21 protein-coding genes are annotated in these 22,880 nt (G+C 73.9%); 13 read left to right on the top strand and 8 right to left on the bottom strand.

Annotated elements, in window-relative coordinates; all coding sequences use genetic code 11:
* The 4 genes from J8M51_RS06365 to J8M51_RS06350 form a co-directional block, all read right to left on the bottom strand.
* Positions 1-639 (bottom strand): hypothetical protein, encoded by a 639-nt coding sequence (locus tag J8M51_RS06365; protein WP_267299027.1) that lies wholly within the window; start codon positions 637-639, stop codon positions 1-3.
* 37 nt (positions 640-676) lie between these two features.
* Positions 677-1,543, bottom strand: coding sequence for a serine/threonine-protein kinase (locus J8M51_RS06360; protein ID WP_267299026.1), 867 nt, complete (start codon positions 1,541-1,543; stop codon positions 677-679).
* Positions 1,544-1,735: 192 nt separating this feature from the next.
* Positions 1,736-2,779, bottom strand: coding sequence for a glycoside hydrolase family 5 protein (locus J8M51_RS06355; protein WP_086755496.1), 1,044 nt, complete (start codon positions 2,777-2,779; stop codon positions 1,736-1,738).
* A gap of 199 nt (positions 2,780-2,978) precedes the next feature.
* A complete protein-coding gene (locus J8M51_RS06350; RefSeq protein ID WP_086755495.1) occupies positions 2,979-4,253 on the bottom strand; it encodes an LmeA family phospholipid-binding protein in 1,275 nt (424 codons plus the stop codon).
* Between the two features lie 391 nt (positions 4,254-4,644).
* On the opposite strand from J8M51_RS06350, the gene J8M51_RS06345 reads away from it, so the two are divergent.
* Positions 4,645-6,003, top strand: a complete 1,359-nt coding sequence (locus tag J8M51_RS06345) for a cytochrome P450 (RefSeq protein ID WP_086756365.1) — start codon at positions 4,645-4,647, stop codon at positions 6,001-6,003.
* Between the two features lie 34 nt (positions 6,004-6,037).
* Here J8M51_RS06345 and J8M51_RS06340 read toward each other — a convergent pair whose 3' ends face one another.
* The 3 genes from J8M51_RS06340 to J8M51_RS06330 form a co-directional block, all read right to left on the bottom strand.
* On the bottom strand, positions 6,038-6,421 hold the full coding sequence (locus J8M51_RS06340) for a winged helix-turn-helix transcriptional regulator (RefSeq protein WP_086756367.1): 384 nt from the start codon (positions 6,419-6,421) through the stop codon (positions 6,038-6,040).
* 197 nt (positions 6,422-6,618) lie between these two features.
* Positions 6,619-7,368, bottom strand: a complete 750-nt coding sequence (locus tag J8M51_RS06335) for a CHAP domain-containing protein (RefSeq protein ID WP_107473729.1) — start codon at positions 7,366-7,368, stop codon at positions 6,619-6,621.
* Positions 7,369-7,539: 171 nt separating this feature from the next.
* Complete coding sequence (locus J8M51_RS06330; protein ID WP_086756371.1) at positions 7,540-10,791, bottom strand: AfsR/SARP family transcriptional regulator; 3,252 nt, start codon at positions 10,789-10,791, stop codon at positions 7,540-7,542.
* 112 nt (positions 10,792-10,903) lie between these two features.
* Between J8M51_RS06330 and J8M51_RS06325 the strand changes: the two genes are divergently transcribed.
* Complete coding sequence (locus J8M51_RS06325) at positions 10,904-11,173, top strand: hypothetical protein (RefSeq protein WP_086756373.1); 270 nt, start codon at positions 10,904-10,906, stop codon at positions 11,171-11,173.
* A gap of 65 nt (positions 11,174-11,238) precedes the next feature.
* On the opposite strand, the gene J8M51_RS06320 is transcribed toward J8M51_RS06325, so the two are convergent.
* Positions 11,239-12,321, bottom strand: a complete 1,083-nt coding sequence (locus J8M51_RS06320) for an NAD(P)-dependent alcohol dehydrogenase (protein WP_086756375.1) — start codon at positions 12,319-12,321, stop codon at positions 11,239-11,241.
* A gap of 94 nt (positions 12,322-12,415) precedes the next feature.
* Between J8M51_RS06320 and J8M51_RS06315 the strand changes: the two genes are divergently transcribed.
* The 11 genes from J8M51_RS06315 to J8M51_RS06265 all read left to right on the top strand — a co-directional run bounded on the left by J8M51_RS06315 (position 12,416) and on the right by J8M51_RS06265 (position 22,866).
* Positions 12,416-13,219 carry an SDR family NAD(P)-dependent oxidoreductase gene (locus tag J8M51_RS06315; RefSeq protein WP_086756377.1) on the top strand — a complete coding sequence of 268 codons (804 nt, stop codon included), beginning with the start codon at positions 12,416-12,418 and terminating at the stop codon, positions 13,217-13,219.
* An 89-nt stretch (positions 13,220-13,308) separates the two neighbouring features.
* The gene (locus tag J8M51_RS06310; protein WP_086756379.1) at positions 13,309-14,481 is read left to right on the top strand and encodes an acyl-CoA dehydrogenase family protein; all 1,173 of its coding nucleotides are present in this window, start codon (positions 13,309-13,311) and stop codon (positions 14,479-14,481) included.
* 98 nt (positions 14,482-14,579) lie between these two features.
* Positions 14,580-15,368 (top strand): enoyl-CoA hydratase/isomerase family protein, encoded by a 789-nt coding sequence (locus tag J8M51_RS06305; RefSeq protein ID WP_086756381.1) that lies wholly within the window; start codon positions 14,580-14,582, stop codon positions 15,366-15,368.
* A complete protein-coding gene (locus J8M51_RS06300; RefSeq protein ID WP_256964858.1) occupies positions 15,353-15,874 on the top strand; it encodes a Zn-ribbon domain-containing OB-fold protein in 522 nt (173 codons plus the stop codon). The genes J8M51_RS06305 and J8M51_RS06300 overlap by 16 nt, the downstream gene beginning before the upstream one ends.
* Positions 15,871-17,025 carry a thiolase family protein gene (locus tag J8M51_RS06295; protein WP_086756383.1) on the top strand — a complete coding sequence of 385 codons (1,155 nt, stop codon included), beginning with the start codon at positions 15,871-15,873 and terminating at the stop codon, positions 17,023-17,025. Before J8M51_RS06300 ends, J8M51_RS06295 begins: the two co-directional genes overlap by 4 nt.
* A gap of 32 nt (positions 17,026-17,057) precedes the next feature.
* On the top strand, positions 17,058-18,311 hold the full coding sequence (locus tag J8M51_RS06290; RefSeq protein WP_086756414.1) for an acyl-CoA dehydrogenase family protein: 1,254 nt from the start codon (positions 17,058-17,060) through the stop codon (positions 18,309-18,311).
* Positions 18,308-19,273 carry a phosphotransferase family protein gene (locus tag J8M51_RS06285; protein WP_086756385.1) on the top strand — a complete coding sequence of 322 codons (966 nt, stop codon included), beginning with the start codon at positions 18,308-18,310 and terminating at the stop codon, positions 19,271-19,273. Before J8M51_RS06290 ends, J8M51_RS06285 begins: the two co-directional genes overlap by 4 nt.
* A 41-nt stretch (positions 19,274-19,314) precedes the next feature.
* Complete coding sequence (locus J8M51_RS06280) at positions 19,315-20,529, top strand: acyl-CoA dehydrogenase family protein (protein ID WP_086756387.1); 1,215 nt, start codon at positions 19,315-19,317, stop codon at positions 20,527-20,529.
* Positions 20,526-21,320 carry an SDR family oxidoreductase gene (locus tag J8M51_RS06275; RefSeq protein WP_086756389.1) on the top strand — a complete coding sequence of 265 codons (795 nt, stop codon included), beginning with the start codon at positions 20,526-20,528 and terminating at the stop codon, positions 21,318-21,320. Before J8M51_RS06280 ends, J8M51_RS06275 begins: the two co-directional genes overlap by 4 nt.
* On the top strand, positions 21,317-22,072 hold the full coding sequence (locus J8M51_RS06270) for an SDR family NAD(P)-dependent oxidoreductase (protein ID WP_086756392.1): 756 nt from the start codon (positions 21,317-21,319) through the stop codon (positions 22,070-22,072). Before J8M51_RS06275 ends, J8M51_RS06270 begins: the two co-directional genes overlap by 4 nt.
* Positions 22,069-22,866: an enoyl-CoA hydratase/isomerase family protein gene (locus J8M51_RS06265; protein ID WP_256964861.1), complete on the top strand. Its 798-nt coding sequence runs from the start codon at positions 22,069-22,071 to the stop codon at positions 22,864-22,866. Before J8M51_RS06270 ends, J8M51_RS06265 begins: the two co-directional genes overlap by 4 nt.
* The last annotated feature ends 14 nt before the right edge of the window (positions 22,867-22,880 follow it).

Below are 22,880 nucleotides of genomic sequence, written 5' to 3'. Positions count from 1 at the left end.
TCAACTCCGGTGCAGCACGGTCACCTTGACGGTCAGCGTGCCCCGGTTGTCCTCGGAGCAGGCGCCGGCGGTGTCGTTCATGCCCAGCTGCAGGGTGCCGTCCCCGGTGGCCCTGAAGGCGATCTTCTTCCCGACGGTGTGGACGGGGAACTTCTTGTCGCCGGTGAGCACCGCGAGCAGCGAGGCGAAGGGGGCCGCGGCCTTGACCTTGCAGTCCTTCGCCCCCTCCAGCCGTGCGTCGGTGGCCGCGTCGTAGCCGGCCGGCCCCGCCATGGGCATGTTCCGGTGATCGGCCGTCCACTCGCCCGAGACGAACCGCACGGTGATCCGGTCGCCCTGCCGCACGGTGATTCCGTTCACCGGCTGCCAGCCGGTCGCCGACTGGACCACATGGGCGACGGTCGTCGTGGACTCCTCGCGCAACGGCAGCACTCCGGCGAGGAAGAGCCCGCCCACCGCACCCGCCGCCAGCATCGCCGTACCCGCCAGTGCCCACCACAGCGGCTTCCGCCCGCCCGGACGCGCCGACTGCGAGCCCGGCCCCCGGGGCGTCGGCACGGTCTCCCCGGCCCGTACGGGGCGCTCGTGCCCGCTGGTCACGGTGTCGACGTCGGCGAGCGCGGCCGACGGCCGGGGCACGCGCACGGTCGCCGGGGGCAGCGGCCCGGAGTCCGGTTCACCCGCGGCGACGAGCCGCAGGGCGGACCGCGCCCGCCACCGACGGACGCGCCTCGGGGGACTTGCGCAGCAGCGCCTCGACGACCGGCCGCAGCGGGCCCAGACCCTCCGGCAGGACGGGTTCCTCGTACGCCACCGCGTGCAGTGTCGCGGGGCCGCCCGGCCTGCGGAACGGCGACTGCCCGCAGCACACCGAGACGAGGGTCGCGCCCAGCGACCACAGATCGGAGGCCGGACCGCTCTCGGCGCCCGTCACCCGCTCGGGCGCCATGTACTCCAGGGAGCCCACCAGCTGGCCGGTGCCGGTCAGGAACTCGCCGTCGTCCAGGGCCGCGATGCCGAAGTCGGTGAGCACGGCGTCGCCGCCGCGGCGCAGCAGGACATTGGCGGGCTTGACGTCGCGGTGCAGCGCGCCGGCCGCGTGCACGGCCTCCAGCGCGTCGAGCATCTGCAGCCCGAGCGCTGCCGTGTGCGCCGGGGTGAGCGGTCCGGACTCGGCGACCCGGTGGGCCAGCGAGGGGCCCTCGACGAGTTCCATCACGATCCAGAGCCGGTCCTCGGCCTCGACCAGATCGTGGACGCCGACCACATGCGGGTGCGGCACCCGGGCGACCGCGCGCGCTTCACGGACCGCCCGGCGCATCCGGACGCGGTGTTCGTCCTCGTCCTGGGCGAGGAGGTGCAACTCCTTGGCGGCGACCGGCCGGTCCAGCAGCTGGTCGTGAGCGCGCCAGACCGTGCCCATGCCGCCCCTGCCGAGGACCTCGTGGAGCAGATACCGACCGGCGATCAGCCGTCCCGTGCCGCGCTGAGCGCGCGTCGCCGTCCGGTCGTCGCCGTCTGCGGGTGTCACGTGCTCGCTCACGTTTCCTTCCCGGAGGGCGTGGCACCCGCCGGTGGTCGCTTGTTCGGTCGGTCGTCCATCGTTCGAACGGGGCCGAGCATAGCGGAGCGCGTGCTGTCGGCATGACGTCAACTGCGGTGTGCCGAAACGCCTTTGAGGGAGCGGCGGCCAAGGCGCGGCCGCTGCTCCCTCCTCGCTCGGTCCGCCGTCGCGCTACTTCTTCTTCCAGGCCCAGTGCAGGCGGTCGAGGCCGCTCTGGTTGTTGACCTTCAGGCTGAGGCGGGTGCCGGTGCCCTGGAGGGTGGTCAGGGAGTACGTGTCACCGTTGCGCAGACCGGGCCAGTAGACCGAGCCGAGGCGCAGCTCCCGGATGATCTCGGTCGCGGCCTGGATGTAGGCGACCTCGTTGGAGCCGTTGACCGGGCCGTTGTAGTCCAGGCCGGTGGTCATGGAGGCGCCGAACTCGTCCAGGATCGTGCGCGAGGCACAGGTGCCGATGCGCTCCTTGAAGTCCGCCTTCCACTGCTCGACGCTGGTCCAGTCGGTGTGCCAGAAGCCGTAGTTGTGCAGGGCGATCCGGGTGCCGTTCAGCCGGCTGTCGGCGCAGATCGGCTTGACGTCCTCGCTGTACTTGTATCCGCCGATGAGGACCCGGTCGCGGGGGACGGAGCGATGGACGGTCAGCCAGCGCGCCGCCACGTCCCGCCACTCCTCGGAGGTGTAGCCGAACGGCTCGTTCATCGGCTCGAAGTACACCTTGGGGTCGTGCTTGTACGCGCTGGTGAGCCGTGCCCACATCCGGTCCCAGGCGGCCTGGTCGTCGATCCTGCCGTCCTTGGCGTTGTCGGCCTCCCAGTAGCCCAGGATGACCTTGAAGCCCTTGGCGGAGGCGGCGTCGATCGCGGCCCGGTACGACTTCCAGAAGGGGCCGTTCACGGACGTGGGGTTCACCGGGAGCCGGACCGTGTTGGCGCCGAGCTTGGCGAACCCGCCGATGATCGCCCGGGACTTGGCGTACGTCGTGGCGTAGCCGTCCGAGGTGGACAGCCCCGAGGGGACGACCGCGTCGTCGGCGTAGTTGTCACGCGGGTCGGCCCAGTTGACGCCGCGGAAGTCGCTCACCGGCGGCGGCGAGGCGTGCCGGGAGGCGGCTGCGGACTCGGCGGACGCGGGGGCGGCGAGGAGCCCGCCGAATGCCGTGACGCCGGCCAGCGACGCCGCGAGGCAGGCCGTCCCGCGATGGTTCTTGAGTGGCACCGGATCCCTTTCTGGGCGGTTGCGTCCGCGAAACCCGGAAATGCAGGTCGGCGGCTCTGTGGCTCCCGCAAACTAAAAGAGATCTCGAACAGAGGTCAACACATCTGCACACCAAATTTCATCAAGAACACAGAACCGACGGTGCGCATACGGCGCGCACACGCAGCACCGACGGGGCGCCGACGGGGCGTCGGCAGACCTACGAGCCGCCGCCCACGGCCAGTTCCGACCCGGTGAGCCGCACCCGGATACCGTCCTCCTCCACCCGCACGTCCCGCAGCCGCACGTTCCCCCGCTCCGGCTCCGGCAGTTCGAAGGAGAGCGACAGCCGCTCGGCGAGGACGGGCCGGGTGAGCCGGGACAGGGCGTCGAGCAGCTCGGGGTCCAGGCCCAGCCCGCGCAGCACCTCGGGGTTGTCCAGGGCCAGATCGATGAGGTTGAGGCCCTGTGCCTGGCGGGTGAAGCGCTCGGAGCCGGTCAGTTCGGCGAGTTTGCCCTTGTCGCCCAGGGCCTCGCGCGCGGTCGCGTCGGACAGGCCCAGCCGCTCCACGATCGCCGGCACCGACAGCAGGGCCTTCGCCTTTCGGGTCTCCCGGGCGAGACCGGCGGAGGCCTTCGGCGTCAGATGCAGTCCGTCCGAGGCGCCCGTGCCGGGGCGGTAGGTGGCCAGATCCCCGATGTCCAGCCGCATCCCGCCGATCTCCGTCGCGATGCCCCGCTCGCCCTGCCGCCGGATCGTGGCCTCCGCGCGCAGCCGCAGATCGCGCCCGGCCACCGGCAGGGTGCCGCGCGCCCGCACCCGGTCCCGGCCGTCACCGGTGAACGTCACCTGGGAGGCGCCGAGTTCGCGGTTGAGATCGGCGAACGACAGCAGTACGTCACCGTCGAGCCGGGGCACCCGGGCGCCGCGCACCGAGGTGAGACCGTCGGCGTCCAGCCGGATGTCATGGGCCGTCGCCGACACCTTCGCCAGCGACACCCGGTCGGCCGCCACGTCCGGCACGGTCAGCCGGACCGACTCCAGCCGCTTGCCCGCGAGTTGGGTGAGGAAGGGGAAGCCGCCGATCTCCACCTCGGGCGCCGCCGCCAGGTCCAGCCGGTCCTCCAGGGCGTCCGCGGCCCGGTGCTCCGCGTACAGCACGGCCCAGCGGTCGGCGAGCGCCGCGAACGAGGCGAGGACCACCAGGCCCACCACCGCCTTCACCGCGAGCGGCAGCCCGGCGAAACGGCCACGCCGCCGCCGGCCGCCCCGGCGATGGACGGGCGGGGTCCACTCCGGCTCGGGTTCCGCCTCCTCCCCGGGCCGGGCGGTGTCCGCGTCGAAGAACTCCTCCAGCGAGGTCACTTCGAGCGGGCCGTCGTCGAGGGCGCCCAGTTCGTCGTACGGGTTGCGCGGATTCCCGGAGGAGCCGGGAGGTGCCTCGGACGGGTCGTCGGAGTGCCGACGCGGATCTGTGCGGTGGGGGGAGCGCATCACCTCATCCGAACACGCGCACCACCCCCGGCCGCAACCCGAACCCCGGGGATGCGATGTACTTCACGACCGTGATCGTCCGCCGGAGCGGATCCGGTACAGGCCGCGGAGCAAAGCGTTCTCGGTGAGGCCGGCCATGCCGTCGCGCGCCGACGGTCGGCAGCCGCCAGCCGCCAGCCGCCAGCCGCCAGCCGCCAGCCGCCAGCCGCCAGCCGGCAGCCGGCAGCCGACGGCTCCGCGCGGGGCGTGCGACCGATTTCGCGCCCGCGGGCACCCGTTCAGGCCGTCCCTCCCGCGATCGGCGGTCACCCGTCGTACCCGACCCGTACAGTCCGTGCTGCGGGGGCCCGGCCGGTGGCTGCCCGGCCTCGACCGATCAGGGGAACGACACATGGACACCGAAGCCGGAAGCGGCTCCCTTCCGTACGCGCCGCACGCGCCCGAGGAAACGCCCCTTCCCGCGGCGGGGAAGCCGGTCCCCGAGGCCGAACCGGAGCTGGTGCGGCGGTGGCACTCCGAAGGCGGCGAACTGGTCGAGCTGCTGACCCGCGTCCGTGAACAACTCGGCGGTGTCGCGGCGTTCCGCATCGGCCCCGCGCCCACGGTCCTCGTCACGGACCCCACAGCCGTGCAGCACGTCCTCGCCCGCCGGCCCGAACGGTACGTCAAGCGGTCGCACCGCGCCCGGCTGCTGGTCGGCGACGGTGTCCTGTCCGCCACCGGCACGGCCTGGAAACGGCAACGGCGGCTGCTGCAGTCCCAGTTCACCGGCACCGGGATGCGCCGCTACGAACAGCGGATCACCGCCGCAGCCCGGACCACCGCGGCACGCTGGGACGCCTACGCCCGCACCGGGGAGACCTTCGACGTCGGCCAGGAGATGCGCCGCTTCGCCCTGGACACCATCTGGCGCTCCCTCACCGGGCACCCCCTCGACGACGCCACCGAGCGGGAGCTGGAGGCCGTGGAGAGCGTGGGCGCAGCCCTGCCGACCCTGCCCTCCGACGCCGACGAGGCGCGGGAGGCCGTCGCCGCCGATCTCGCCCGGATCGACGCGGTCGTCCGGAAGGCCGTCGAGGCCGCCCGCGACGGGGTGGCCGGCCCCGAGGGACCCGGCCTGCTGCACGTCCTCACCGACGCCGCCGCCGAGCACCCCGAGTACACCGACCGGCTGATCCGCGACGAGTTCGTCACGCTGCTCGCGGCCGGCCACGAGACCACCGCCACCACCCTGACCTGGCTCCATCTGCTGCTCCACCGGAACCCCGAGGCCCGCGCACAGGCGCTGGCCGCCGGCGGTGAAGGCACGGCCGAGCGCCGTCAGGCCCTCCAGGCCCTGGTCCACGAGACGCTGCGGCTCTACCCGCCCGCCTGGATCCTGCCCCGCCACGCCGCCGAGGACGACCTCCTCGACGGTCACACCATCGAGGCGGGCACCGACCTCCTGGTCTGCCCGTACCTCACCCACCGCGATCCCGGACTCTGGCCGGACCCCGAGCGCTTCGACCCCCGGCGCTTCACCACCCCGGACGGCCGCCCCTCCCACCCGGGCGCCTACTACCCCTTCGGCGTCGGCCCCCGCGCCTGCCTCGGGCTGCAGTTCGCGCTCCGCGAGTCGACGGTCCTCCTCGAACATCTGCTGCCGGCCCACGTCCCGGCCTATCGCTCCACCCCCACCAGGGCCGTCCACGGCCTCACCGTCCGCCCCGACGGCCCCACCCCGGCGACCCTGCTGCCCTCACCGGCCTGAGCGGAGCCGGCGAGGCCGCGGTCCCGGGCGCCCCTCAGCCGCCGAAGCGGTCGCGGGCGCCCTCGATGTGGCCGAGATACCGGTGGGTCCAGCCGCACAGCGCGTCGACCGTGGCGCGCAGTGCCCGGCCCGGCTCGGTGAGGGTGTACTCCACACGCGGCGGGACGGTGGGGTGCACCTTCCGGTCGACGAGGCCGTTGCGCTCCAGCATGCGCAGGTTCTGGGTCAGCATCTTGTGACTGACGCCCTCCACCTCGTCACGCAACTCGCTGAAGCGCAGGGTGCGTTCGCCCAGCGCCTCGATGATCAGCAGCGCCCACTTGTTGGCGACGTCGGAGAAGATCTCCCGCGCCAGGGAGTCCGCGCGCCGGAGATCCGCGTTCTCCGGCAGGCCCTCGAGTATGTGCTTGGCCACCATCTGGTTCCTCAGTCGCCGAAAGTGCGTTCGTCCAGGTCACCGCTGACTCTCCTATGGTTCCCCGGTAACCACAAGAGAGTCCGGACGACAGGGCGGTGACCGCCCGGTCGTCGCGGTGGAGCCCCCGGCACCGGTCCGACGGCCGGTGCCGGGGGCTCCCTCCCCGTGGGTGTCGGGCTCGTGCGGCCCCTCGCTCGCTACTTCCTGGGCGTCACGTAGCCGACGACGTCACCGGCCTTGGTGTTGTACCGGGTGCGCTGGTAGACGCCCTCGGTGCCGCCGTTGCCGGACTTGGTGGTGTTGCCCTCGATGGTGGTCAGGGCCTTGGTCTTGGCGTTGTAGCCGATGACGATGCCGATGTGGTCGACGTCCCAGCCGTTGGTTCCGAGGCTCGGCGTGCCGCCGTCCCAGTCGTAGAGCACCGCGTCACCGATCTTGGGTACGTACGAACCCCGGGCGTGCCAGGCGCCGATGGAGTTGCGGGCCCGGTAGAACGAGCCGGCGAACGCGTCGGTGTTCTTGGTGCGCGCGCCGGAGTTCTTCCAGACGTAGCGGACGAAGTCGGCGCACCAGTTGTTCGTGCGCCACTGCAACCCGCCGACCTTCTTGCACGAGCCGACCACACCGCTCTTCGGGCTGGTGGCGACGGCGCTGTAGTAGTTGCAGTTGCCGGCCCTCTCGCGGTTGCGCGGCGACATGCCCACCTGCTGCCGCGCCTTGTTCTTGATGGCCGTCTGGAGCGAGACCGCCGCCGCGGCGGCGTCCGAGCGCGGCGACTGCGTGGTCGCCGACGCCGCCCCCGCGGTGAGCGTGCCGCCCGCGAGCGCCGAGATCAGCAGGAGAGCGGTGGCGGCGCGCCGCGCGGACGTCTTGGCCGTGTCGCGCCCGGTGGTGCCGTTCCTGGTGGTGCCGTTCCTGGTGGTGCCGTTCGTGGTGGTACTGGACATCGAAAGTCCTTTCCCCGTTGATTCCCCGTTGGTGCCGGGGGAGTCCGGGCTGTTCGCTCCCGTTCCCCTCCGACACCGAGAAGCTTCGCGGGGCCCGCTACAACTTCCCTTCAGGTCCTCTTCATCTCCCGTGCCCATCCTTGAAGCGACTCCTGGAGCCGCCGGGGCCGCTCACGGCTCCCCCGCCTCGTGCGCCTCGTACGCGGTGAACACCTCGCCCGCCTCCTCCCGCAGGACGAGTGCCCCCTTCTCGTCGCCGAGGCGGTCCCGCAACTCCGCGAGGGAGCGCAGGGTACGAGCCCGGGGCAGGGGGAGCCGCAGTGTGTCCCAGAGCGCGACGGACTCGGTGAGATGTCTCTCCGCCTCCGTCAACGCCCCTTCGGTGAGGGCGCATTCGCCGAGGGTGCGCCGGACCAGCGCCTCGCCCCACCGGTCGCCGTACGTCCGGCACACATCGAGCAGACCGGCCAGGTCCGCCGCCGCCTCCCGGGTACGCCCCAGCCGCAGCCGCGCCTTCGCCCGGGCCTGGGCGGCGTACGCGCTCATCAGCCGGTCGCCGAACTCCTGGAGGATCGCCAGGGCCCGGCCGGACAGCTCCTCCGCCGCCGCGTACTCGCCGAGCGCGCGGTGCAGCAGCCCGTACGACCGCAGGGCGAGCGCCTCCCCGCGCCGGCTGCCGAGCCGGCGGTAGGCGGCCAGGGACTCGTCGAGGAGGACGCGGGCGGTGGCGTACTCACCGACTTCGAGGTGCACCGACCCGGCGAGACGGCAGGCGAGGCCGAGGCCCGCCGTGTCGTCGAGCCGTCTGAAGTCCTCGATGGCGCGGGTGAGTTCACGTGCGGAGTCCCGGAACCTGCCCTGCTCGCGGTAGGCGCCGCCGAGCCCCGCCAGGGCCGCCGCGTGTCCCCGGGTGTCCCCGAGATCGGCGCACAGCCGGACCGCCTGCCGGTAGTGGTCCACGGACTGCGTGAAGTCGTCCTGCTCGTACCGGAGTTGCCCGAGACCGATGAGCAGCAGGGCCTCCCCGGCGCGGTCCTCGGCCCGGCGGACGGCCGCCAGCGCGGCCTCGTGGGTGCGCGACCAGGAGTCGAAGCGGTTGTCGACGATGTACGCGGACGAGCACAGGGTCACGGCGGCCTCGCGGGCGAGCGCGTGCAGATCCATGGCGGCGGCCCGCTCGACGGCGCCGGCGATCGCCGCGGCCTCCGCCTCGAACCAGGCGGTCGGGTCGGCGAGCACCTGCCGCGCGGCCCGTTCACCGACCGGCCACAGGGTGCTCGGGTCCTGGAGCACCACCTCACCGGACGGTCCGGCGGCGGTCGCCCGGCAGGTGAGCCACAGCCAGGCGCCGAGCGCGCGCCCGAGGGCGGCGGCCCGCTCGGCGCGCGGGTCCTCCGTCTCGGCCCGCTCGGCCGCGTACACCCGGACCAGGTCGTGCAGTCCGAACCGCGACTGCCCGGCCCGGTCCACGCCCGTGAAGTGCAGCAGCTGCGCGTCGATGAGCCGGTCCACCACGTCCTCGGCGTCCTCGGGATCCGGCAGGTCCAGCAGCGCCGCCACCGTCCAGGAGGCCACGTCGGGCGCGCCGAGCAGGCCGATACGGCGCAGGGCGGTGCGGCAGAGCGGGTCGAGGGCGTCGTAGCTGAGGCCGAGGCCGGTACGGACCTCCAGATCACCCACGGTGAGTTCGTCCAGGCGACGGCGTTCGTCGGCGAGGCGGTCGGCGAGCATCCGCGACGTCCAGTGGCGGCGGGTCGCGAGACGGGCCCCGGCGATCCGCAGGGCCAGCGGCAGCCCGCCGCACAGGGCGACGATGCGGCGCGCCGCCTCCGGATCGCTCCGGACCTGCCCGTCGCCGGCGATCCGGGCCAGCAGATCGATGCCCAACTCGTCGTCCAGTACGTCCAGCCCGGTGCGGGCCGCGCCGCCGAGACCGGCGAGCCGGGCGCGGGAGGTGATCAGCACGCCGCAGCTGGCGCTGCCCGGCAGCAGCGGCCGTACCTGTGCCTCGCTGCCCGCGTCGTCGAGGACCAGCAGCACCCGGCGCCGGGCGAGCAGGCTGCGGAACAGGTCGCCGCGTTCGGCGGGCGCGTCGGGCGGCTCGGAGCCCAGCGCGCGCAGCAGCCGGGCCAGCACCTCGGCGGGCGGCACCGGATCGCTGAAGCCGTGCAGTTCGGCGTAGAGCTGGCCGTCCGGGTAGTCGGCGGCCACGCGATGCGCGACCTGTACGGCGAACGCGGACTTCCCGATGCCGCCGGGCCCGGACACGACCGCGACCGGCATCGCCTCACGGGCGCCGGTCAACAGGGCGGACACCTCGCCGAGTTGCCGCTCCCGCCCCGTGAAGTCACCGATGGCGGGCGGGAGGAGGGCGGCCCGCGGCAGCGGTTCGGCTCGCACCGGCCGTTCGTGCGGCGTGCCTGCCGGGTCCGCCGGGGAGCCCTCGCCGACGGCCGCTCCGGAGGGGCCGGGCCGGTGGGTGGTGTCGAGCGGATGAGCGGGGTTGGAGGGGAGGTCGCGGCCTGCCTGGTGCGGTGGGCGCGGCTCCTGGCCGGCGTCCGTCCGCGGGCCGGCGTCCGTCTTGACGAACCCGGTCCCGCCCCCTGTCTCGCCCCCCTGGGCAGGGCCCCGATCCGGGCGCGGCCGTCCCGGCCGCGCCCCGGCGGTCGGGATCAGCGCGGGGTCCGACCGCAGGATCGCCTCGTGCAACTGCCGTAACCCCGGCCCCGGATCGATGCCCAGCTCGTCGGCGAGGACGCCGCGTCCCTCCGCGTACGCCGCGAGGGCGTCGGCCTGCCGTCCCAGCCGGTAGAGGCTGACCATCAGATGTCCGCGCAGCCGTTCCCGGGTGGGGTGGGTCCCGACCAGCGCGGTCAGTTCGGCGACCAGGCTCGGCTCATGGCCGGGCGAGGCGAGGTCGGCCGCGATACGGTCCTCCAGGGCGGCCTGCCGCGCCTCCTCCAGCCGCTCGGCCTCGACGCGCAGGGCGTCCCCGATCCCCCCGAGGGCCGGCCCGTGCCACAACTCCAGTGCCTCCCGCAGCAGTCGGGAGGCCCCGGGACGGTCGCCCGAGGCGGCCCGGTCCCGTCCCGCCGCCGTGAGCCGTTCGAAGTCCCCGAGGTCGGTCCGGTCGCGGTCGCCGTCCACGCGCAGCAGATAGCCGGGCGGGCGGGTCTCGATCCCGTCCGCCCCGGCGGGTAACGCGCGCCGCAGTCCGGAGACGTACGTCTGGATCAACGCCCGTGCGGAGTCCGGCGGTCCCTCTCCCCAGATCGCGTCGATCAGCGCCTCGGCCGCGACCACCCGCCCCGGCCGCAGCAGCAACGCGGCCAGCAGCGCGCGGGGTTTGGGCCCGCCGAGCGAGAGACGACGGCCGCCGGACCAGACCTCGACCGGCCCGAGCAGTCGGTATTCCAGGCTCACAGTGCCCCCGTTTCCGCCCCATAGCGCCCCGTTCCCGCACTATTTCGCGTGCATGCCAAGTCTGAACAGCTCGGGATCGTACGCATCCGGTGTCCGCACGGTCACGGACGACATGCGCAGCCCTCTCGCGGGCCCGTCACCCGTCGGCGGCCTCCTCGCCGAAGAGCAGACGCACGAAGTCGGTGACGGGGCCGACGATGTCGAGATCCCGTCCCTCGGCGCCTGCTCCGGCGCGGAGAGCCCCGGCGGCAAGGCGTTCATCGCCAACTACTGGGACGCGTCCAAGGGGTGCTTCACCCAGGGCGACCCACCGACCCTTGCAGGTCCGTCCCACAAGGTCTACCGGGCGACGGCGGGTGCGTACCGCTTCAACGCCGGCTGAGCCGCGACGCACCTTCCGCGACGGCGGGGATGAGATGAGTTCAGTTCTGGTACGCGGGCCCGCCGTCAGTCGGGGATCAGGACGGCCCGCCCGCGCACCCGGCCGGAACGCAGTGCGGCGATCGCCTCCGGGGCCCGGGACAGCGGGAACCGCTCGGTCGTGACCCTGACGACGCCGGCGCGGGCGAGGGCCACGACCCGCTCCAGGTCGGGCCGGGTGCCCCAGAACGGCAGGGAGATCCGCAGGCCGGGAGGGAGCGCCCCGGGCTTGCGGACCGTCAGTTCTCCGCCACCGCTGCCGACGAGGCAGAGGGTGCCGCCCGCCCGCAGCAGGCTCAGCCCCAGGCCGAGCGTGGCGGAGGTGCCGACGAAGTCGACGACGGCGTCGGCCCCCGCGCCACCGGTCCGCTTCCGCAGCACCTCGGGGGTGTCCGCCCGGACGGCCGCCGCGAAGTGCGCCCCGCACGCCTCGGCGAGCGCGACCGCCTCCTCCCGGACGTCCACCGCGAGCACCCGGGCGGAGGTGGTGGCGCGGAGGATCTGCACCGCGAGATGCCCCAGCCCGCCGACGCCGATGACGACCACGTGCGAGCCGGCGCCGGCACGCGCCTCCCCGTCCCGTCCTTCGCCGAGCGCCGGCCGAAGTCCCGCCACCGCGTGGTACGAGGTGAGCCCCGCGTCGGACAGCGGCGCGGCCTGGGCGGGGTCCAGGTCGCCCACCGGCACCAGGAGGCGACCGGAGGGTACGAGCAGGAAGTCGGCCAGGCCGCCGTCGCGCCCGAGACCGGCCCCCGTCCCGGTGCGGGTCGCGTCCAGGTCCGCGCGTCGGTCGCAGTAGTTCTCCGCGCCCGCCGCACAGCGCCCGCACCGCCCGCAGCCCCACGCGCCGTACACGACCACCCGCTCCCCGGTCCCGGGGCCGACGGCGTCCGGGCCCCGCTCCACCACCCGGCCGGCCACCTCGTGCCCGAGCGTGAAGGGCGGCTCGTAGGGCAGGGCGCCGGGCCGCGCGGCGAGGACATGCAGGTCGGAGCCGCACAGACCGGCCGCCTCGACCCGCAGCAGGACCTCTTCGCCGCTCGGTACGGGGCGTTCCCTCTCGGTGACCACGGGTGGGCCGCCCCAGCGCGTCAGCCGGACCGCTCGCATTCCGCCCTCCCTGCGCAGCCTGTTGACATGGGCGTCACCTTAGCAAAAATGAAGTCAGTTCAGTAGAGGATGACGGTGCGAGGACGGTGGCTCGATGGGCGACAGGGGTGCGGGGCGCGGCCGGTTCGCGGGGCGGGTCGCCCTGGTCACCGGCGCGGGTTCCGGGATCGGCAGGGCGGTCGCCCGCGGGCTGGCCGCCCAGGGCGCCGAGGCCGTCGTCGTGGCGGACATCGACGGCCCGGCGGCGGAGGCGGTGGCGAGGGAACTGGCCGAGGGGCACGCGGTGGACCTGGACGTGGCGGACGCCGACCAGGTCGACCGGGTGCTCGACGCGGCCGTACGGGCGCACGGCCGACTGGATGTGGTGGTGCACGCGGCGGGCGTCGACGATCCCACCGTGAAGGGCTGGCTGGCCGACGCGGTACAGGCCGGCCGCCCGCCCGAGGTGACGACGCGCCTCGGCGTGGAGGCGTGGCAACGGGTCCTGCGGATCAATCTGGACGGCACCTTCCACGTCCTGCGCGCCGCCCTGCGGGCGATGGTGCCGAACCGTTCGGGAGCCGTCGTCACCTTCGGTTCCTCCGCCGCCTTCGACACGCTCACCGGCTATCCGCACTACGCGGCCGCCAAGGCCGGTGTCCACGCGCTGAGCCAGTCCGTGGCCAAGGAGGCCATCGCGTTCGGCGTGCGCGTCAACACCGTGGCCCCCGGCCCGACCGAGACCGGCATGGCCGCCCACACCCCGGCCGTGCTGCGCGAGGGCTTCGCCGACCCCCGCGTACGGCCCTACGCGACGCCGGAGGAGATCGCCGACGTCGCGCTGTTCCTGGCGAGCGACGAGGCCGCCAACCTCGTCGGCGCGGTGCTGCTCGCCAACGGCGGTCGCTTCACCGCGTAGCCGGTGGCTGCGGCAGCGAGACGGAGGGCGCGCCCTCCCGCCCGGCGCGCACCGCCGGGACCATCTGTGACTGCGACGTGGGAGGCCCGATGTTCCGGCTCGATGTGGATCCGGCTCTGCTGGGGGAGACGGAGGAGCGGCGGCAACTGCGCGCGGTGCTCCGCGAGTTCCTGGCCGACACCTGCGGGCCCGATGAGGTGCGCGGGCATTCGGCCGGGTCGCGCGGATTCGACCGGGCGCTGTGGGACCGGCTCGCCGGCGAGATCGGGGTGCACGGTCTCGCGCTGCCCGAGGAGTACGGCGGGGCCGGCGGCTCGTTCGCCGATCTCGCCGTGGCGCTGGAGGAGACCGGACGCGTCCTGTGCCCCGCGCCGCTGCTCCCTACCGTCGTGCTCGCCGCGCACACCCTGCTGGCCAGTGGCGACCGGGCGGCGTGCGGGCGCTGGCTGCCGGGGATCGCCGCCGGGGCCCGCACCGCCACCGTCGCCGGGTTCGCGCACCCGGCGCGGATCACCGCCGAACGCGGGCCGGACGGCTGGCTGTTGCGCGGTGAGGCGGACTTCGTGCTCGACGGCGAGGGCGCCGACGCGGTGCTGGTCGCCGCCCGGGCGCCCGACGGCCCGCGTCTGTTCGTGTGCGAGCCGGGCGCCGGAGGCCTCGACCGTACGGCGCGGCGGGTGCTGGACCCCACCCGCCGACAGGCCCTGCTCCGCTTCCGGGGCGCGCCCGCCGAACCGGTCGGCGAGGCGGGGCAGGCGCCCGGCATCGTCGACACCGTCCTGGACGCCGGACGGACGGCGCTGGCCGCCGAACAGGTCGGCGGCTGTGCCCACGCGCTGGACGCGACCGTGGACTATGTCTCGCATCGAACTCAGTTCGGGAGAGCGATCGGCTCCTTTCAGGCCGTCAAGCACCGCCTGGCCGATCTGCTGGTCGAGGTCGAGGCGGCGCGGTCGGCGGCCCGGTACGCGGCCGTCTGTCGCGCGGACCCGGGTGCGGGGGAGGAGGGGAAGGCGGAGGAGGCGCGGGTGGCGGCGAGTGCGGCGGCGGTGGTGTGCGCCACCGCCTATCGGCGGGCCACCGCCGAATATGTGCAGCTCCACGGGGGGATCGGCTTCACCTGGGAGCATCCGGCCCATCTCTATGTGCGCCGGGCGCGCGCCGACGAGGCGCTGTTCGGCACGGCGGACGACCACCGTGTCCGACTGGCCGGACTCCTCGGCCTCACGGGGCTGCCGGAGCGGACCCGTCCCGGCCCCTGATGTGGCCGATCGCTCCGCGGGACCTGTTGACAGGGTGCGGGGCGACCCCGAGAATCAAGTGAATTCAGTTCAGTTCGAGGGAGTGAAGGAGAGAGCGGATGGCAGTCGAGGACGAGATCCAGTTCGAGCGGGACGGCCATGTGGCCCGCGTCTGGCTCAACCGGCCGCACAAGAAGAACTGTGTCACCGTGCCGATCCTGAACCGGCTGGACGAGATCATCACCGAGGTCGACGCCGACCCGGAGCTGCGGGTGCTGATCCTGCGCGGGCGCGGCAACACCTTCTGCTCCGGGTTCGACCTGGACAGCCTCAAGGCCGACTTCATCGGCAGCTCCACCGCCATCGACGTCGCCGTGCTGTCGGCGAAGGTCTGCGACCGGCTCTACTCGATGCGGACCCCGTCGATCGCGGTGCTCGAAGGCCATGTCACGGCGGGCGGCTTCGAGCTGATGATCTCCTGCGACTTCGCCATCGCCGCGGACGACGCCCTGATCGGCGACTTCCACATCCGCCGCGCCCTCTTCGGCGGCGCCGGACCGATCTACCGCGTCCCCCGCATGATCGGCGTCCGCAGGACCAAGGAGCTGATGCTCACCGGCAAGCTGCTCACCGGTGTCGAGGCCGCCGAGTTCGGCCTGATCAACGACTCGGCGCCCGCCGACAAACTCGACGCCACCGTCGAGGAGTTCGCCGGCCAGCTCACGGACAAGAGCCCGTTCACCATGTGGATCACCAAGATGACCATCGACCGGAGCCTCGACGCCGACATCCAGTCCCTGATGGTCATGGAGCACCTCGCGGTCGGCGTGATGCTCAACTCCGAGGACGCGGCCGAGGGCGTCTCCGCGTTCCTGGAGAAGCGCGACCCGCAGTGGAAGGGGCGCTGACGGCCGTGCCCGGCGCCCACCCGCCGTCCGGGCCCGTGACCGAGCCGGCGGCGGCCGACCCGGCGGCACTCGGGCCCGTGGCCGCGCGGCCGTTGCGCGGGTCCCGCTGCCCCGCCTGCGCCGTGACCGTCCACCCGGCGGACCCCGTCTGCCCGAGGTGCGGAGGGCCCGCCGAACCGGTGGTCCTCTCCACCACGGGCACCGTGTGGACCTGGACCGTGCAGCGGTACGCGCCCAAGTCCCCGCCGTACGTGCCGCCCGAGGGCGGGTTCCGGCCGTTCGTGGTCGGCTACGTCGAACTCCCCGAGGGCGTACGGATCCTGGCCGTCCTGGACGGCGTACGCCCCGAGGAGATGAGGATCGACATGCCGGTCACCCTCACGGCGGGCGAGGGCGTGCCCCGCGCCCGGCCGGCGGACCGGGACGACGCGCCCCGCGCCCGGCCGGCGGACCCGGACGGTGTGCTGGGCGCCCGGCATGCCGGTCCGGAAGGAGCGGTGGCGTGAGCGCCGCCGACGTCCTGGTCTGCGGGGTCGGGATCACCTCGTTCGGCCGGTCGGAGGCCACGGGCAGGGACCTCGCGGTGGACGCCGTGAACGCGGCGCTGGCCGACGCCGGGCTGCCGTGGTCCCGGGTGCGGGCGGCGTTCGGCGGCAGCGACGCCGCCGGCAACGCCGACACCCTGGTCACCCGCCTCGGCCTCACCGGAGTGCCGTTCGTCAATGTCCGCAACGGCTGCGCCACCGGCGGCAGTGCCCTGGTGTCCGCCGTCAACGCGCTCCGCGCCGGCGCCGCCGACGTGGCCCTCGCCGTCGGCTTCGACAAACACCCACGCGGCGCGTTCGACCCGCGGCCGGCCGACTGGGGCCTGGACGAGGCGTACGGCGGCGAGGGCCTGATGGTGACCACCCAGTTCTTCGCCATGAAGATCCAGCGGTACGCGCACGACCACGGCATCACCCCGCACACCCTCGCCCTGGTCGCCGAGAAGGCGTACGCCAACGGCGTCCTCAATCCCCACGCCTGGCGCCGCGAACCGCTGACCGCGGACCAGATCCTGGCCTCCGGCATGGTCAACGACCCCCTGACCCGCTACATGTTCTGCTCACCCGGGCAGGGCGCGGTCGCACTGGTGCTCTGCAACCGCGCGGTCGCCCGCGAACTGGGCGCCGCCGCCGCTCCGGTCGCCCTGCGCGCGGCCGTGGTCCGCACCCGGCGGTTCGGCTCCTTCGAGGTGTTCAGCCCCTGGGCACCCGGCGGCACACCCACCTCCGTCAGCACGGACGCGGCGCGCGCCGCCTTCGAGGAGGCCGGCACCGGCCCGGACGACATCGACGTGTGCCAGCTCCAGGACACCGAGAGCGGCGCCGAGGTGATGCACCTGGCCGAGTGCGGATTCTGCGAGCACGGCGAACAGAAGTGGCTGATCGCCTCGGGCGCCACCGCGATCGGCGGCGCGCTCCCGGTCAACACGGACGGCGGCTGCATCGCCAACGGCGAACCCGTCGGCGCCTCCGGGCTGCGCCAGGTCCACGAGATCGTCCAGCAACTGCGCGGCCGGGCCGGTGAACGCCAGGTCCCGGGCGAGCCGCGCACCGGCTTCACCCATGTCTACGGAGCACCGGGCGTCAGCGCGTGCACCGTACTGACCCGCTGAACGGAAGGGAGGGGAGGGAGGTGACACGTACGGTGCCGACACCTGTACCCGGGCCCGAGGAGTTCCGCGCCGAGGCCCGCCGCTGGCTGGCGAAGGTGGCGGACCGACGGGGACCCGGGGGCCGTGAGCGGGGACACGGCGACGACTCCGTGGCCGTGTTCGAGAACTGGACCGAGGACGAGGAGCGTACGCACACCGAACGCATCCGCGACTGGGAACGCGTCCGGTTCGACCAGGGCTGGGGCGCCCTCGGCTGGCCCGAGGAACACGGCGGACGCGAACTGCCCGCGTACTACGAGCAGGTGTACCGCGCCGAGGAGGCCGCCTTCGACGTGCCCCGGCGCACCGAGATCTTCCCCGTCACCCAGCAGCTGGTGGCCCCCGCGATCGGTGTCTGGGGCACCGAGGAGCAGAAGCGGCGCCTGCTGAGGTCCATGCTCCGCAGCGACGAACTCGCCTGCCAGCTCTTCTCCGAGACCGAGGCGGGCTCCGACCTGGCCGCCGTCCGCACGAGGGCGGTCCGGGACGCGGACGGGGGCGGCTGGGTGCTGAACGGCCACAAGGTCTGGACGTCCGGCGCCCGCGTCGCCACCTGGGGAGTCGCCGTCTGCCGCACCGACCCCGACGCGCCCCGGCACGCCGGCATCACGGTCTTCCTGGTCCGGATGGACGCCCCCGGCGTCACGGTACGCCCGATCCGGCAGATGACCGGCGGGTCCAGCTTCAACGAGGTCTACCTCGACGACGTCCGGGTCCCCGACACCGACCGGCTCGGCCCCGTCGGCGCGGGCTGGCGGGTGACGCTCACCGTCCTCGCCGCCGAACGGCTGGACTCCGGCACCCTCGGCCTGGACAACGCCGACCGCGCCCTCGACCTGGCCCGGCAGCTGCCCCGGCCGCTCACCGGCGGCGAACGGCAGCAGGCGGCCGACCTCTACGTCCGCGCGCTCACCCAGCGGCTCATCGGACTGCGGGTCACGGCGGCCCTGGTCACCGGCCGCGAGCCGGGCGCCGAGGCCTCCGTCGGCAAGCTCTACGCCACCGCGACCATGCGCGCCACCACCGACCTCGTCCAGCAGCTGCTGGGTCCGCGCCTGGCCGCCGACACCGGGGAATGGGGCACCTTCGCCTGGACCGAGCATCTGCTCGGCGCCCCCGGCTACAGCATCGCGGGCGGCAGCGACGAGATCCAGCGCACCATCCTGGCGGAACGCGTGCTGGGCCTGCCCAGGGAGCCCAGACCGGCCGAGCCGCACACCAAGGCGACGAAGGAGGTGGCGAGTTGAGCACGTTCGCCGGGACGGCCGAACTCGCCGGACGCGTCCGTGAATGGCTCGCCGCCCTCCACCCCGGCGAACCGGTCGGCGCGCTGACGACCCTGCCCGGCGGCCATTCGGGTCTCACCTACTCTGTCACCGCGGGCCCCACCGCGTACGTCGTCAAGGCCGTGCCCCCAGGACAGCGGCCGGTCGGCCGGAACGACGTCCTGCGCCAGGCACGCGCCCTGCGGGCCCTCGGCGGCGCGGTGCCCGTACCGGTCGTCGTCGCCATGGACGACCGCGAACCCGCCTGGTTCGCCATGGAGTTCGTGTCCGGCGAGGCGGTCGAGCCCGTCCTCGACGACCACCGGCTCGACCCCGCCCTCTGTCGGACGAGGATGCTGGCGCTGGCGGGCGTCCTGAGCGGGCTGCACCGAACCCGGGTGCCGGACCTGGAGCGGTCCGACCCCCTCGACGCGGCCGCCGAACTCGACCGGTGGAGCCGCACCATGCGGGCCGTGCCGGAGGAACTGCGGCCGGGCGCCGAAGAGTTGCTGACACGCCTCGCCGCGAGTGTCCCCGCCGGTCTGCCGCCGGTCCTCACCCACGGAGACTTCCGGCTGGGCAACGCGCTCTGCGTGGGCGAGACCCCCGTGGCCGTCATCGACTGGGAGATCTGGTCCTTCGGCGATCCACGCACCGATCTGGGCTGGACCCTGCTCTTCACCGACCACCGGAACTTCCCCCGCCTGGGCCGCGAGATCCCCGGCCTGCCCACCGAGGGCGAGCTGCTGGCCGCCTACCTCGACGGCCGCTCCGCCCCGCCCGCCCTCGACTGGTTCCGCGCGCTGGCCCGCACCAAGATGGCCGCGATCATGGGCCACAACCTGCGCCGCCACCGCGAGGGCCGACATCACGACCCCGACCAGGAACGACTGCCCCCGACCATCGCGGCGATGATCCGCACCGCCCGGGACATCCTCGGCTGACCGAGGCCGACCGAGGCCGACGGAGAAGGAGCGACACACGCGTGGACTTCGAACTCTCCCCGAGGGCGCGAGAACTGCGGACGCGCATGGGCGCGTTCATGGAGGAGTACGTCCTCCCGGCCGAAGCCGTCCACGACCGGCAGCTCGCCGAGTCGGGCGAACCCCACCGACAGCCCGCCGTCATGCGGGAGCTGCAGGACAAGGCCCGCGCCGAGGGCCTGTGGAACCTGTTCCTCGCACACGGCGACTGGGGCGCCGGCCTGACCAACCTCGAGTACGCCCCGCTCGCCGAGCTGGCCGGCCGGTCCGTCATGGGCCCCGAGGTCTTCAACTGCTCCGCCCCCGACACCGGGAACATGGAACTGCTCGCCCTCTACGGCACCCCCGAGCAGCAGGACCGCTGGCTGCGACCCCTGTTGTCCGCCGGCATCCGGTCCTGCTTCGCCATGACCGAGCCCGAGGTCGCCAGCTCCGACGCGCGCAACATCCGTACCCGCATCACCCGTGACGGCGACTCCTATGTCGTCGACGGCCACAAGTGGTACACCTCCGGCATCCTCGACCCCGACTGCGCGTTGATCGTCCTCATGGGCGTGACGGACCCGGACGCCGAGCCCTACCGGCAGCAGAGCATGCTGCTGATCCCGCGCGACACCCCCGGCATCACGGTCCTGCGCGACCTGCCGATGTTCGGCTACACCGACCGCTGCGGCCACGGCGACGTGCTCTTCGAGGAGGTCCGCGTCCCCGTCGGGAACCTGCTGGTCGGGGAGGGGGAGGGTTTCGCGCTCGCGCAGGGGCGGCTCGGCCCCGGCCGGATGCACTACGCCATGCGCGCCGTCGGCTTCGCCGAACGGGCGCTGGACCTGATGTGCCGCCGCACCCTCGCCCGGACCGCCTTCGGCGGCGCCCTCGCCGAACAGGGCGTCGTCCGCGAATGGATCGCCCGCAGCCGGATCGAGATCGAACAGCTCCGGCTGCTGGTCCTCAAGTCGGCCTGGCTGATGGACACCCGGGGCAACGCCGCCGCCCGCACCGAGGTCGCCGCGATCAAGGTGGCCGCCCTGGAGGTGGCGCACCGGGTGGTGGACCGGGCCGTACAGGCGCATGGCGCGGCCGGTGTCAGCGACGACACCGTGCTGGCCCGGCTGTACGCGATCACCCGGGCACTGCGCATCGCGGACGGGCCGGACGAGGTCCATCTGCGCACGGTCGCCCGTCGGGAACTCGCCAAGTACCGGAAGGAGCAGGCGTGAACGGACACGCGTCCCCCGCGCCCGGGGCCCTGCACGGCAGGGTCGCCGTGATCACCGGCGGCTCACGCGGCATCGGCCTCGGCATCGCCACCGCCTACCGGGAGGCCGGCGCCCATGTCGTCATCGCGGCCCGCAAACCGGAGGGGCTGGCAGCCGCCCGCGAGGAACTGCTGCGGACGGCGGGCGTCGGCGACGTCCACGAGGTGGTCGCCAACGCCGGGGAGCCCGACCAGGCCGAGCGGTGCGTCGAGGAGACCATGACCCGCTTCGGCCGCCTCGACATCCTGGTCAACAACGCCGCCACCAACCCGTACATGGGCGACCTGCTCGACCTGGATCCGCCGCGCGCGGAGAAGACCGTACGGGTCAACCAGTACGGGATGCTCGCCTGGACGCGGTACGCGTGGCGGGCGTGGATGTCCGAGCACGGGGGAGCGGTGGTCAACATCGCCTCCGTCGGCGGCCTGATCGTCGACCCGCACATCGGCTGGTACAACGCGACCAAGGCGGCGATGCTCCATCTCACGCGGCAGCTCGCCTACGAACTCGGCCCCAGGGCCCGGGTGAACGCGATCGCGCCCGGCCTGATCAAGACCGAGCTGGCCAGGGCCGTCTGGGAGCCGAGGGAGCCCGTCCTCACCGCGAAACTCCCGCTGCGCCGACTCGGCACCGTCGAGGACGTGGCGCACGCGGCGCTGTTCCTTGCGTCCGACGCCTCCTCCTGGATGACCGGCCAGACCCTGGTCCTGGACGGCGGCGCCACGGTACTGCCCATCGGGGTGGACGCGTGACGGCCGGCCTCTTCTCGCTGCACGGCCGGACCGCCGTGGTCACCGGCGCCTCCTCGGGGCTCGGCGCCCGGTTCGCCGCCGTGCTCGCCGGAGCGGGCGCCACCGTCTTCGCGGCGGCCCGGCGGCTGGACCGGCTGACGGAACTCGCCGACGCCGACCCCCGTATCCACCCCGTCGCCTGCGACGTCGCCCGCGACGAGGACCGCGTACGGCTCGCCGAGACCGTGCTCGGCGCCACCGGACGCATCGACGTGCTGGTCAACAACGCGGGCGCGCCCGGCGCGGTACGGGCCGAGGACGAGGGCGCCGCCGACTTCGCGGCGGTGCTCGCGGTCAACCTGGTCGCGCCGTTCCATCTGGCGCGGCTGATGGCGGAGTCCGGGGACGCCGAGGGGCGGTCGGTCGTGAACGTCTCCTCCGTCCTCGGCCTCGTCGCAGGGGCCCCGCTGGGCGGTGCCTCCTACGCCGCCTCGAAGGCCGGCCTGATCGGGCTCACCCGTGAACTCGCCGGACAGTGGGGACCGGCCGGGATACGCGTGAACGCGCTCGCCCCCGGCTGGTTCCGCTCGGAGATGACCGACGGCCTGTTCGCGGACGACCGCTCCCGGCGCTGGGTCGAACGGGGCACCATGCTCGGCCGGGGCGGAGCCCCGGGCGAACTCGACGGGGCGCTGCTCTTCCTCGCCTCGGACGCCTCCTCGTACTGCACCGGCCAGGTGCTCACCGTCGACGGCGGATGGACGGCCCGATGAACGCCGTCACGGTCCGCGTCGACCCGGCGGGCGTGGCCCGTGTGGAGCTGTGCCGCGCGGAGGCGGGCAACGCGATCGACCTGGCCCTGGCCACGGGGCTGCTGACGGCCGCGCGTACCTGTGCCGGCTCCGACGGCGTACGGGCGGTGCTGCTCACCGGACAGGGGCGGTCCTTCTGTGTCGGCGGCGACCTGCGGGAGTTCGCCGCACTGCCCGGCGACCGGCTCGCCGCGCACCTCGGCCGGGTCACGGACGCGCTGCACGGCGCACTGCGGGTGTTCGCGGCGCTGGACGCGCCGCTGGTGGCGGCCGTGCGGGGGGCCGCGGCGGGCGCCGGGCTCGGACTCGCGGCGGCGGCCGACCTGACGATCGCCGCCTCCGACGCCACCTTCGTCGCCGCCTACACCGGCATCGGGTACACCCCGGACGCCGGGGTCAGCTGGTCGCTGCCCCGGCTCGTCGGCCCGAAACGGGCCCTGGACCTGCTGCTGACCAACCGGCGGATCACGGCGGCCGAGGCGGCGGACATGGGGCTGGTCAGCAGGGTCGTCGACGCCGGCCGGCTGACCGAGGAGGCGGAGGCGACCGCGGCGGCGCTCGCCCGGGGCGCCACCGGGGCGTTCGGCGCCACCCGCAGGCTCGTCGCGGCGGGACTCTCCGGGAGCCTCGGCGCCCAGCTGGACGCGGAGGCCCGGCAGCTCGCCGACGCCGCCGTGTCGGCCGAGGGACGCGCGGGGGTGGCGGCCTTCCTGGCCCGGCGGAGGCCGGACCGCGGTGTCCCCCGTGTCACCTGACTTCGTAACCGAGT

Origin of the sequence: Streptomyces griseiscabiei (assembly GCF_020010925.1) — a bacterium.
GTDB lineage: Bacteria > Actinomycetota > Actinomycetes > Streptomycetales > Streptomycetaceae > Streptomyces > Streptomyces griseiscabiei.
Note: the sequence above shows the minus strand (reverse complement) of the source record. Positions and strands in the feature narration are given on the sequence as shown.

Bases quoted from the DNA above. Each gene is read 5' to 3' on its own strand.
- J8M51_RS06350 (WP_086755495.1), bottom strand. From the start codon at position 4,253: ATGCGCTCCCCCCACCGCACAGATCCGCGTCGGCACTCCGACGACCCG.
- J8M51_RS06345 (WP_086756365.1), top strand. From the start codon at position 4,645: ATGGACACCGAAGCCGGAAGCGGCTCCCTTCCGTACGCGCCGCACGCG.
- J8M51_RS06340 (WP_086756367.1), bottom strand. From the start codon at position 6,421: ATGGTGGCCAAGCACATACTCGAGGGCCTGCCGGAGAACGCGGATCTC.
- J8M51_RS06335 (WP_107473729.1), bottom strand. From the start codon at position 7,368: ATGTCCAGTACCACCACGAACGGCACCACCAGGAACGGCACCACCAGG.
- J8M51_RS06325 (WP_086756373.1), top strand. From the start codon at position 10,904: ATGCGCAGCCCTCTCGCGGGCCCGTCACCCGTCGGCGGCCTCCTCGCC.
- J8M51_RS06320 (WP_086756375.1), bottom strand. From the start codon at position 12,321: ATGCGAGCGGTCCGGCTGACGCGCTGGGGCGGCCCACCCGTGGTCACC.
- J8M51_RS06315 (WP_086756377.1), top strand. From the start codon at position 12,416: ATGGGCGACAGGGGTGCGGGGCGCGGCCGGTTCGCGGGGCGGGTCGCC.
- J8M51_RS06310 (WP_086756379.1), top strand. From the start codon at position 13,309: ATGTTCCGGCTCGATGTGGATCCGGCTCTGCTGGGGGAGACGGAGGAG.
- J8M51_RS06305 (WP_086756381.1), top strand. From the start codon at position 14,580: ATGGCAGTCGAGGACGAGATCCAGTTCGAGCGGGACGGCCATGTGGCC.
- J8M51_RS06265 (WP_256964861.1), top strand. From the start codon at position 22,069: ATGAACGCCGTCACGGTCCGCGTCGACCCGGCGGGCGTGGCCCGTGTG.